Genomic DNA, 12,436 nt, shown 5'->3' with positions numbered 1-12,436 from the left:
ATATGGCATCCTCGGCAGAGTTTATAACATTTGAAGAACTTGAAGAGGTAATTCACCTGGTTAATAAGGTTCATGGATATAATTTTTTTGAATATTCCCGAGCCTCTTTAAAGAGAAGAGTCAGCCGTGTAATGGGCCTGAACAAAATAAACTTATTCGAGCTGAATAACCGGTTAATAAATGATGAGGAATTTTTTGAGTACTTTTTGAAAGAAATTACAGTGAATGTAACGGAAATGTTCCGTGACCCTGAATTTTTCAAAGGTTTAAGGGAAAAGGTTTTGCCTTATCTCGCATCTTTTCAACATATTAAGATCTGGAATGCCGGTTGTTCAACAGGGGAAGAGGTATATTCGTATGCTGTTTTATTAAAGGAACAGGAACTATATAACCGTTCTTTGTTATACGGCACGGATATTAATGCAGATGTTCTGGAGCATGCACGAAAAGGAATTTATGATCTTAAGAAAATGAAATTATATTCCGAGAATTATCGGGACACCGGTACCGCACACTCTTTATCGGATTCCTATACAGCGCTGTACGATGCCGCAGCTATTAACCATAATTTGAAGACTAAAACTTTATTTTCCATTCATAACCTCGTTTCAGATGGGGTATTTAATGAATTTCAGTTGATCTCCTGCAGAAATGTGCTGATATATTTTACCGTAAGCCTTCAGGAAAAAGTAATACGGCTATTTTATGATAGCCTTCAGCCCCTGGGTTTTTTGTGCCTGGGTTCAAAAGAATGTTTAAGAGACGAAGCTATTTCAAAGCATTTCAAAGTAATAGATAAGAAGTTTAATATATATCAGAAAATTGGCTAAAATTAGTTCATATATAAATGATAAAATAAAACAAACAGAAGTTTTAATGATCGGCTGCTCAGCAGGCGGTTTTTCATTGCTTCACGATCTTATTTTACAACTGCCTGAAAATTATCCGGTTGCAGTGATCGTTATTATTCACCGCAGTAGAAAATATGAGTCCAGAATAGAAAAGATCCTTACTGCCAAAGGGCTGATCCCCGTAAAGCTGGCAGCAGATAAACAATGGATGAAACCGGGAAATGTATATTTCGCCCCTGCTGATTATCACCTGTTATTAGAGCCTGACCGTAGCTTTACACTCGATTTTTCAGAGCCTGTTCATTTTTGCCGCCCTTCTATAGATGTCACTTTTCAGAGTGTTTCTGATGTGCTGGGAAGTAAAGTAATAGGCGTGTTATTATCAGGAGCTAATCGGGATGGGGCAAATGGCATCAAATATATAGGAGATAAGGGCGGGCTGACAGTTGTACAGGATCCTCAGGAAGCTGAAGTTAATACGATGCCGCAATCGGCAATTGCACTCACCCAGGTAGACCTGATTTTGAAAAATGAGGAACTATTTAATCTGTTTGATGAAATTTACCGTATAAAGGTTACATCCGCTAATGTTAATAATTTATAATTTATAATGGCCGGAACACAATTACAACCTGTTAATATCCTTATCGTTGATGATAGGGAAGAAAACATTATTGCTTTGGAAGCTCTTATTCGACGGGATGATATTAACCTGATTACTACCACATCTCCAAACGAAGCATTACGGATTTGTTGGGATCAGGATATTGCTATTGCCCTGGTAGATGTTCAAATGCCTGAAATGGATGGATTTGAGTTGGTACAGATCCTGAAAAGTAATCCACGAACCCGTGAAATGGTGGTCATATTTGTTACAGCTATCTCTAAAGAAACAAAATACGTAGTAAAAGGGCTCGAATCAGGTGCGGTGGATTATTTATACAAACCTCTTGACCCCTATATTACGATAGCAAAGGTGGACGCTTTTATCAGCGTTGTAAGAAGTCAGCAGGAGCTTAAACAAAAAAATATAGAATTAGAGGAATTTCAAAAGGAGCTTGTAAAAGCAAAAGAGCAGGCCGAGGCGGCAAAAAGAGTCAAGGAAAGCTTTTTGGCCAATATGAGCCATGAAATCCGTACACCCATTAATGGAATAATTGGCCTGGCGCACTTATTAAAGAATACAGAGCTTAGTGATGATCAGAAAGAATTTGTTAAACTCCTTGAGGTATCATCTCAATCATTATTAGGGGTAATCAATGATATTTTAGATATTTCGAAGATCGAAGCCGGTAAATTTAAGATAGTTAAAGCCGAAACCAATATCAGGGATCTTGTACAGGCTGTTGTAGATCTTATGAAATTTAGAGCAGATGAAAAGAATGTTAAGCTGGTATTGGAAATTGATAATAAGGTACCTGATTATATCATAGCAGATGCGTTAAGGTTAAACCAGATTTTAATGAATCTGATGGGAAATGCTATAAAATTTACTGATAAAGGGTCTGTAACGCTAAGGGTTATAAATCTGGATAAAAAGGATCATTCAGCACAACTGCAGTTTTCCATTATTGATACCGGAATTGGTATTTCTGAAGAAGGTCTGGGCAAAGTTTTCAATTCATTTGAACAGGCAGAAGATTCAACGGCGCAAAAGTATGGGGGCACAGGTTTAGGCCTGTCCATCGTTAAAAAGCTTGCAGATTTAAAAGGCGGGGATCTTTCTGTGAGCAGTATACCGGGTAAGGGGAGCACATTTACTTTTACAAATAAGTATGAAGTGATCACAGGTAAGCAAAATATGGAAAAGAAAATTTCGGTCGCGGATCTTCCCAAATTTAAGAATGTAACTATTCTGCTGGCTGAAGATAATTCTATAAACCAATTCATGATAAGTAAAATTCTTACAAACTGGAATATTTGCGTTGATATAGTTGATGATGGCGGCAAAGTGCTTGATAAGATAAAGGACACGCATTATGATCTGATCCTTATGGATACGCACATGCCGACCATGAATGGCTTTGAGGCAACAAGACGAATACGTACCGATTTTGATGAACCGCAAAAAAATATACCGATCATTTCATTGTCTGCTGCGGTGTTAGAGGAAGAGCAGCAAGCCGGCTGGGATGCGGGTGTTAATGATATACTCAGTAAACCTTTTGATCCGGTTGTATTGCATCAAAAAATTAGTTTTCTTCTGGGTATAAATTGAGTGCCGTATTTCAAAGCTCAGACAGAATCCGCTGTTAAGCAATATCAAGAGTTCCATCATAGTCTGCCGTTTTTAGAAAGCAGAATTAATCTTCGGAGTATTGTTATAACGAAGGCTAATCAGATAATTATATCTAAAATCGCCCTATAAGTAAATTAACTATCAGATAATCAAATAGTTATTTGGTACATCCGAAACCAACTATTTTTATGCGTTTGCCCTGGTAATGCCGATCTTCTAATTTGGCCAGCAATTAATATTCCGTAACTTGATAAGTAGTTTTTGGCTAATGAAACTCATGTTTATTAAAAATATACCTATATCACACCTGCTGCTGCTCGTTTACACAGCATTACTGACAGGCTTACTTACTGTTGGGGTCAATGAATATAAGCACCAGCAGAAAACCCATCATATCATAAGCGAGTTACTCAATAAATCTCTCCATAAGCAGGCTATCCTCATCCGTATGCGCAAGGGGAGTGATTATGTTCATGTTAATCTGTTGCGCTTTTTATATTACACCGAAAAAAAGGCAAAAAATGAGGCATTAAAGACAGTATTGGCTGAAGGAGGAAAGAATGACTCCAACCTGAAAGAATATGAAAAACTGGTAACAGATCCGCATGAACAGCGCCTTTTCAATAAGCTTAGATCATTCAGGGTACACTATGCAAAAGTAAGGGCAACGCTAATTCAATTAATTGAAGAAGGCAGACATGATGAAGCTGTGAACTTTAATTTAAGGTTTGTATACAGCGCATTTCAGAATTTCCAACAGGCGCAGACCACCTTATCTGATTATGCAGGCAAAAAAGACAATACAAATATCAAGAATATAGAAGACCAGCTTCATACAATTGAGGCAACAAAGCTATGGCTGAATGGCTCAATTCTTATCCTTTTAACCCTTTTAGGGATATTGCTTTCCAGAATAATTGGAAAACTCAGAACAAATAATTTACAGTTGGCAGAACGCGAACATAAATACCATCTGCTGGCCGAGAACACCCACGAAATAATCAGTCAGTGCGATGCGGAGGGCAGGCTGGTGTTTGCCAATGATTCGTTTAAACAAAAACTGGAATACAGTGACGAAGAAATTTTCAGCCTCACTGTGCCTGATATCTTGTCAGAGGAATCTAAATACCTTTATAAAGCCTATACCGCCAAAGCAGAATTTGGAGAAATCATAAGCAATATACGGCTAACGCTTAAAAGTAAAAGTGAAAAAATAATAATGGTAGAAGGGAATATTGTTTTAGACTATCAAAGCGGCCTTTTTTCAGGAGTTACGGCCTTTTTCAACGATATTACCGAGCGTGAACGGGTATTGATGAAACTTAAAGAAAGTAATCAGCGATATCAGTACGCCACCCGGGCTACATCAGATGCCATTTGGGACTGGGATCTGGCTAATAATACCTTATATTGGGGTGAGGGATTTCAAACCATATTCGGCTACACCTCACAAGGGTTTAAAACCGATGTTAGCTCCTGGACAGCCCATATCCATCCGGAAGATATTGAGCGGGTTGTAAGCGGAATTTATCAAGTGATTAATGGAGTACAAACAAATTGGTCGGATGAGTACCGCTATTGCAAATCCGATCAAACGTATGCTCATGTTGCAGACAATGGCTTTGTAATAAGAGATGAACAGGGTAAAGCAATCCGGATGGTGGGCGCCATGCAGGACATTACCTGGCGGAAGAAAGCTGAGACGGATTTCATTAATACCCTGAAAGAGAAAAACACCATCCTTGAAAGTATAAGGGATGCTTTTTTTGCTGTGGATAAGAATTGGAAAGTTACGTACTGGAATAAGGAAGCAGAGAAAGTACTGGGAAGACACAAAGAAGATATACTTAATCATAATTTGTGGGATGTATATTCGAGTTCTGTAGGATCAGAATCGTACGGTAAATATCACCTGGCCCTTGAAACCAACCAGGTAGTGCATTTTGAAGACTACTATCCCCCTTTAGAAAAATGGTATGAAATCAGCGCCTACCCTTCTGATAACGGGCTGTCTGTGTACTTTAAGGATGTAACCGAACGTAAACTTTCTGAAATCCGTTTAAGAGAGTTAAACGAAAGCATCCGGAAACATGTAAAAGAGCTTGCTGTATCCAACGCAGAACTGGAGCAATTTGCCTATGTGGCATCCCATGATTTACAGGAGCCCCTGCGGATGGTAACCAGTTTTCTGACTCAAATAGAAAAAAAATATGGAAATGTTATTGATGATAACGGTAAAAAATATATCGGATTCGCTGTTGACGGAGCTAGGAGAATGCGGCAGATCATCCTTGACTTACTCGAGTTTTCAAAAGTAGGTAAAACGGAAGATACCCAGGAGGATCTTAATTTGAATGATCTGCTCAGCGAAATTCTAGTTTTGTGCAGAAAACAAATTGCAGAAAAGAACGCAATGATCCATGCAGGAAAGCTTCCGGTGATCCGGGCATATAAAACCCCGCTTCGCCAGGTTTTTCAAAATCTGATCAGCAATGCTTTAAAATATTCTCAGCAAGGCATACCTGCTCAAATTCACATCAGCGCTATAGAGTTTAAAAATTACTGGCAATTTATTGTCAGCGACAATGGAATAGGCATCAGGAAGGAGTATTTTGATAAAATTTTTGTTATTTTTCAAAGGCTTCATAATAAAGACGATTATCCCGGTACCGGAATGGGACTAGCAGTGACCAAAAAAATCATTGAGAACCAGGGTGGAAAGATCTGGGTAGAATCAGAAGAAGGCAAAGGAAGCAAATTTTATTTTACAATTATAAAAACCTAACAGAGCAAACAAATGAGCCCAATCCATATTTTATTAATTGAAGACAATGATGGCGATATACTTCTTACGACCGAAGCCCTGCAGAATGGCAAGATCACAAATAAGATCAGCGTAGTAAAGGATGGCGAAAAAGCAATCGATTTTGTAAACAAAACAGGCGGGTATGCCGATACAGAATCTCCGGATTTGATCTTATTAGATATTAACCTGCCCAGAAGAAGCGGGCAGGAAGTGCTTCAATATATTAAAACCAACGGCAACCTGAAACATATACCTGTAATCATGCTTACCACTTCATCTTCCGAAAAAGACATCAACCAGTCCTATAATAACTATGCCAATTGTTATATTACCAAACCTGTAGAGGTAGATGATTTCATAGATGCTATTTCAAAAATAGAGGACTTCTGGATCTCGATAGTTAAATTACCCTCAAAAAAATAATTGCGGATGGTAAAATTCAAAATGTCATGCCGGGTTTTAGTTGTAGAAGATAACCCGGGTGATCTTGCTATAATTGAAGATTTTTTAACAGAACAGATCTTAAATCCTTTTATTGCACATGCCAGTAATTTTAAACAGGCATCCGAAGTTTTGTCAGCTGGAGATGCTTTATTCGATATAATTTTATTAGATCTTACTTTACCGCATAAAGGCGGCCAGGATTTGGTTACCGATATACTTGAAGCAGCTTCACTGATACCCATTATCATTTTAACAGGATATGCCGATATTGATTTTAGTACAAAGTCGATTTCTAAGGGTATTTCAGATTATCTGATCAAAGACGATCTGAATTCTACCACTCTTTTCAAGAGCATTATCTATGCTATAGAGCGATCGAAAGCAAGTTTACAACTTAAAGAATCTGAAAAACGCTATAGCGACCTGTTTCATTTGAGTCCCCAGCCTATGTGGATTTTTGATCTTGAATCATACCGGTTTTTAAAAGTGAATGATGCTGCGGTCAGAAATTACGGATATACTAAAAACGAGTTTCTCAGCATGACTATCAAAGATATCAGGCCTGAAGAAGATATTCCGATAGTGGAAGAAGCTGTGAATTTCTACAAAGAATTTGATAAACGGTTTGCAAAAGCAGTTTACAGGCATAAAAGAAAAAATGGCGATATCATTTATGTGGAGATTCAAAGCGATATTTTTTATTTTAAGAATAGGAAAGCCCGTTTGATCCTTGCAAATGATATTACTGAACGCGTTCAATATATTAAAACTGTAGAAGATCAGAATAAAAAGCTTCAGGATATTGCCTGGATACAATCGCACGTAGTAAGGGCTCCCTTAGCAAGAATGATGGGTATTATAAACATTCTTACCGAAATAAAATCAGAATACACGGAATACGAAGAATGGTTTAATAATTTAGTCAACTGCTGTAATGAACTGGATCATATCATACGGGATATTGTTAAAAAAGCAGAGGATATTAATACTAATATACAGGATTAAGTCAGGTATTTCAGAGAAGGAACACATTAAGATCCAGTGCAGCAATATTCATTTTCCTTCTGATACTAATTTTTTTGATTCATCCCTTTTAAGGATATTTATGGCCTCCCTCATTATTCCAAAATCTTCAATATCGTCATAACTTTTCATACCCCTTAAGAACCGCTGCTATAGTTATGATTATAATATCGGTTAGTAAATACCGCTTTTTTCTGTTCAAGCGAAAGTCTTCCATTTCGTTAAAATAGTGCTGGTGTTATTTTTTGCATCCATCTGATTGTCAGGAAAATATACAAAAAACCATCACATAAGTAAGTTAAATATTTGATAATCAGTCATTTAAATTTAAAACAAATAGACTGCTATTTTAATGCGTTTGACCTGCCTCCGGATCATTCTTCAATATCGTTTGCAGAATAAGCGCCATCATTACAACCAGGAAACATCCCACCACATTCAGCCATAAAAAAGCCATAAGATCCAGCATCCAGCAGCTAAATACTATAACTTCTGTAATGATGGCCGCTGTGAAGGTTGCTGATCCTCCGATCTTTTTTAGGTAAAAGGCAACGATGAATATGCCGAGTATCGTTCCATAGAATAATGATCCTAATACATTAACCGCCTCAATCAAATTGCCCATTTTACTTGCATAGAGTGCCATCAGGATACAAAATATGCCCCAGATTATGGTTGTCCATCTGGATACCGAAAGGTATTTTTCATCCGAAGCATCCGGATTAACCAGTCGCTTATAAATATCAATAACGGTAGTTGAAGCCAGGGAGTTTAATGCACTTGAAGTGGATCCCATTGAAGCCAGGAAAATGATCGCAATCAGTAAGCCGATAAGTCCCTGAGGAAGATATTTAGTGACAAAACTGAGGAACACATAATTATTATCATTCGTTTCAGCGTCCGGATCATTCTTTTTCATCAGGTCAACTGCCTGCTGCCGGATTGCTTTGGTTTTTTTATCGGCATTCTCCAGAATTGTACGTTGTGTATTTATTGCTGCCTCATCCTCTGCATTCATTGCCTGTTCGAGACGATTGATCTCTGCCTGTTTCTCGGTAAATGCATTCGAATAATCTGTTTTTATCTGTTCAAGTTCCTTGTTATACGGACTCTTTTCCAGTTTGCCGAGCTCATAACTATTAAAAAATATTGGTGGCTGATGATACTGATAGAATGTAAAAACAAGTACTCCGATCAAAAGGATCAGAAACTGCATCGGGATCTTTAAAAGACCGTTCATTAACAAACCAAGCCGGCTTTGACCAACTGATGAACCGGTAAGATACCGCCCTACCTGACTTTGATCAGTTCCGAAATAGGATAATTGCAGAAAAAATCCGCCGATTAAGCCACTCCATACAGTATATTGATTATTCCAGTCGAAAGAAAAATCTATTGCATTTGTCCGGCCCATTTTACCGGCTATTTGTAAGGCTTTTCCGAACCCCACACTTTCAGGAAGCATTTTTACGACCAGAATTCCTGCTATCAGAATCCCTGAAAATATGACAGCCATTTGCAGCATTTGTGTATAGGATACTGCTTTTGTGCCACCATAAACCGTATAGCTGATTACAAGTCCGCCGATAAATAGCGTAGTAATGGTCGTGTCAATATTAAGAATCGTAGAGAGTATAATGGATGGGGCATAAATGGTGATTCCGGTTGATAGTCCGCGCTGAATCAGGAATAAAAAGGCAGTTAATGCCCTGGTTTTAAGATCAAATCGATTTTCAAGAAATTCGTACGCAGTATAAACTTTGAGTTTATGAAAAATAGGGACAAAGGTAATACAGAGTACAATCATGGCCAGCGGAAGGCCGAAGTAAAACTGAACAAATGCCATTCCTGATGAGAATGCAAGTCCGGGAGCCGAAAGAAAAGTGATTGCACTGGCCTGAGTGGCCATGACCGACAAGGTTACACTATACCAGGGAAAAGAGTGATTTCCAAGCAGGTAACCTTCAATATTTTCTGTCCCCCGACTCTTGTAAATGCCATATACGACAATTATGAGGAGGGTAGTAAACAGTACTATCCAGTCAATCCCGCTCATTCAAAAGTTTTAGTGAACAGATAAAACAAGACAATAAGAAGTACCAGCCATACAATCAGAAGATAGTAGAACTGGTTCCATGTCTTTACAAACGGTGGAAGATCCTGATCAGGCTTCTTCTCCATGCTGAACAACATTGGCCCAGAGGCCTGCGGTAAGAAGACCCAATATTGCTCCCAACACCATGTAGCCAAATGATCCTGTTACCACACAGGCAGTAAGAATACCACATAATACGGCCGGAACGATGTAATAAGCACTATTGGTTTTTGCAGAGTTTTCAGTTTTCATCTTTATTATTCTTTTTGTTTTGTGATCAAATTTACAAATAATCTATATGCACCGGGTATTCCGGCAGGTAATTCCCTGAAAAAAACAAGGGAGGTATATACAAATCTTCCCTTGCCATAATCGGCAACCAGTAGTGATCCGTCTTTTGCAGTTTCTCCCGGATCATTCATGCTTAATATACGGCTGTATTTTGGATCTGCATCCGAAAGGAAATACAGGCCTCTTTCCTGAATCCATCCTTCAAAATCCTTAGCTGTAATCTTATTCGGATAGTTCAAAACAGGATGATCTTTTTCAAGAAACCGTACACCCGCATTCTCATCAGTTACCCTGTCGCGCGTTATTTTAAACGGATATGGGCCAATATTCTGTACCAGCAATGGGTTATTGACATTATATTGAATCAATAAAGTTCCCCCTTTATTGACATATTCCATCAGTTTAGGCTGCATAAGGGCTAATCTTTCATTAACATTATAAGCCCTCACCCCGGTGATGATTGCATCGTATTGTGCAAGATCAGTATTCATTATCTCGGTTTCTGACAGGGTACTGACCTGGTAACCAATTTGTTGTAAGGATTCAGGGATCAGATCACCGGCTCCTGCAATATATCCGATCTTTTTACCTGCTGTTTTAAGCTCAACCCGCTCGATTTTCGCTTCGGCGAGCGGAAAAAGATTTTGAATTGGAATATGATCATAATCTATGATTCGATGAGCCCGATTATAATTCTGTCCACCCGACTGAATACTAAGAGTGAATTTTCCGGATTCAGCCTGCTCGCTGGGGCTTATAGTAAACTGAACTGTTTTTTCATCTCCTTTTTTCGGAAGATTAAACGCTATACTTTGGGGTTCAATTTTCCATCCGGAGGGTACCTTAGGTCTCAGGCTGCCTTCTGTTTTATCACGAAAGCTTTTCAGGAGTATTTGTATCGTTTTGGAGGTATTTCCGGAAAAGACATAGGCTTTGTCGGCGATACTGGCTGTGACTGCCGGAGCAATGATTAATGGCTGGTATACCTCACCCCGAACCTGGTCGGTAAATTTAAAAACCGCCGGACGCTGATATGAAATTACCTCATCTGAAATCCTGAAACTGAAGCCAATTGCGGCTGAACTAGGCTTCTCAGGATACCCGATTAATTGCTGATCATCGATTTTGAACATGCCCATCGGATGATTTTCGAATAGCCAGTAAGGTTCTGTGATCTCTTTTGCCAATACACTGCTTTGAATACTTTTTGATACTCCTTCTTTCAGATCAAAATCCTGTTTTTGTCCGTTTATGCTCAGCAATTTAACAGGGATTTTGGATTGAAGTACAATATCAGAACGCAGTCTGATACTGTCACCTAATGCCTGCATGGCCTGTAAAGTATAGGACTCAAACCAAAGCCCGGCGGCTGCTGCAATCAGATCTTTTAATTCCCTGGTCTTTCGGTCCTTCCAGTAACCTTCAGGCAGTCTGTTAATTGTTTTGAGGATATTGATTAATGTTGGAACGGAGGCGGAAGGTTCATCAGTGTTAAAATTCTGATCTGCTTCATTGATCATCCTCCCGATTTCTTCTCCTCCCGGGATGCGGTTCCATTTTGAATTTATCCCTTCAAAGAGGTCGTTTTTTGATATAGTACCTGCAGTTTGTATAAAATATTCGACTGCCTGTCCGCGCTGTCTGGCGCTTCCAAAACCCTGACTTTTATGATGGGTACGGCTCTCAGCGGCGATTTCGCCATAACCTTTACCCAGCAATGGATTATAAATACCAACATCCAGTTTTAACTGATCTTCGGCTGTTGTATTCATTGAGCCGAAATTATAGGTATTCCAAACTATTCGTTTGGCTTGCCAGGCATTTACATATTTTAGTTGTTCAGGGAAACGTTTTGGATCTGATGCGGCGATAAATGCTTCGCGGGCAATGATCGCAGATGCGGCATGCTGACCATGTCCGGCACGTTCATCTTCAGGAAAGCGTGTGATGATGACATCCGGTTTGAACTTCCTGATTACCCAAACTGCATCGGCCAGGATTTGTTCTTTATCCCAGATTCTAAAAGTTTCATCCGAATTTTTTGAGAACCCAAAATCGATTGCCCTCGAAAAGAATTGTTCAGCACCATCGGTGCGTCTTGCTGCAAGTAATTCCTGGGTACGTATGAGTCCGAGTAATTCAGATTGCTCATTTCCAATTAAGTTTTGGCCTCCATCGCCTCTGGTCAGCGATAAATAACCTGTTCTGAATTTCTTTTCCTTAGCAAGAAATGCCAGTAAACGGGTGTTTTCATCATCAGGATGCGCAGCAATATATAATGCAGAACCCAGGGTATTTAATTTTTTGAGTCCAAGCTTAATTTCTGATGAATTGAGTTGGATGGAGCTTTGTCCGGAAACGAAAAGTGGAAAAAACAGAAAAAGGCTAAACCCTAATTGACGAATGTTCATAGTGTAAAATCCATAATACCCGAAAATATGGAAAAAACTATGCCTGAAGGTGATGACACAAAAAATTTACCATAAAAAGGATAAGATTCTAAAGGGAAGCTGGAACCTCCCTCACGACTTTTCATCCGATAAAACCCTATCGTGTGGACACATTTCTGTGTCGTTATGCTTAGGCATCCAGTATCCCCCGCCGGCGGGGGAATTAAAGGGGGTGGAACCTCCCCGTAGCCCCTCCAAAGGGGCACAGCATAGCGCCTAAATCCCTACTTAATAATA

General features: G+C 39.1%; 9 protein-coding genes and 1 pseudogene. 6 read left to right on the top strand and 4 right to left on the bottom strand.

The features are described 5' to 3' along the window. The first annotated feature begins 2 nt into the window (after positions 1 to 2). The 6 genes from Q8M41_RS15370 to Q8M41_RS15345 all read left to right on the top strand — a co-directional run bounded on the left by Q8M41_RS15370 (position 3) and on the right by Q8M41_RS15345 (position 7,345). Positions 3 to 830 carry a protein-glutamate O-methyltransferase CheR gene (locus Q8M41_RS15370; protein ID WP_305366175.1) on the top strand — a complete coding sequence of 276 codons (828 nt, stop codon included), beginning with the start codon at positions 3 to 5 and terminating at the stop codon, positions 828 to 830. A 46-nt stretch (positions 831 to 876) separates the two neighbouring features. Further along, positions 877 to 1,455, top strand: a complete 579-nt coding sequence (locus tag Q8M41_RS15365) for a chemotaxis protein CheB (protein ID WP_305366174.1) — start codon at positions 877 to 879, stop codon at positions 1,453 to 1,455. A 6-nt stretch (positions 1,456 to 1,461) separates the two neighbouring features. Beyond that, a complete protein-coding gene (locus Q8M41_RS15360) occupies positions 1,462 to 3,069 on the top strand; it encodes a response regulator (RefSeq protein WP_305366173.1) in 1,608 nt (535 codons plus the stop codon). A 298-nt stretch (positions 3,070 to 3,367) separates the two neighbouring features. Then, on the top strand, positions 3,368 to 5,875 hold the full coding sequence (locus Q8M41_RS15355) for a PAS domain S-box protein (RefSeq protein ID WP_305366172.1): 2,508 nt from the start codon (positions 3,368 to 3,370) through the stop codon (positions 5,873 to 5,875). Between the two features lie 12 nt (positions 5,876 to 5,887). Then, a complete protein-coding gene (locus tag Q8M41_RS15350) occupies positions 5,888 to 6,319 on the top strand; it encodes a response regulator (protein WP_305366171.1) in 432 nt (143 codons plus the stop codon). A 6-nt stretch (positions 6,320 to 6,325) separates the two neighbouring features. Next, positions 6,326 to 7,345, top strand: a complete 1,020-nt coding sequence (locus tag Q8M41_RS15345) for a PAS domain S-box protein (RefSeq protein WP_305366170.1) — start codon at positions 6,326 to 6,328, stop codon at positions 7,343 to 7,345. 136 nt (positions 7,346 to 7,481) lie between these two features. On the opposite strand, the pseudogene Q8M41_RS18245 reads toward Q8M41_RS15345, so the two are convergent. The 4 genes and pseudogenes from Q8M41_RS18245 to Q8M41_RS15330 form a co-directional block, all read right to left on the bottom strand. Then, a pseudogene (locus Q8M41_RS18245) lies at positions 7,482 to 7,583 on the bottom strand (hypothetical protein); the annotation flags it as partial. Positions 7,584 to 7,712: 129 nt separating this feature from the next. Next, the gene (locus tag Q8M41_RS15340) at positions 7,713 to 9,419 is read right to left on the bottom strand and encodes a sodium:solute symporter (RefSeq protein ID WP_305366169.1); all 1,707 of its coding nucleotides are present in this window, start codon (positions 9,417 to 9,419) and stop codon (positions 7,713 to 7,715) included. Between the two features lie 108 nt (positions 9,420 to 9,527). Beyond that, positions 9,528 to 9,710, bottom strand: coding sequence for a hypothetical protein (locus Q8M41_RS15335; protein ID WP_305366168.1), 183 nt, complete (start codon positions 9,708 to 9,710; stop codon positions 9,528 to 9,530). A 5-nt stretch (positions 9,711 to 9,715) separates the two neighbouring features. Next, positions 9,716 to 12,160: a PIG-L family deacetylase gene (locus tag Q8M41_RS15330; protein WP_305366167.1), complete on the bottom strand. Its 2,445-nt coding sequence runs from the start codon at positions 12,158 to 12,160 to the stop codon at positions 9,716 to 9,718. Positions 12,161 to 12,436 lie beyond the last annotated feature (276 nt).

The organism is Daejeonella sp. (genome assembly GCF_030684675.1).
In the GTDB taxonomy this organism is placed as follows: Bacteria; Bacteroidota; Bacteroidia; order Sphingobacteriales; family Sphingobacteriaceae; genus Daejeonella.
The sequence above is the reverse complement of the archived record's forward strand: the minus strand, read 5'-3'. Positions and strand labels throughout refer to the sequence as shown.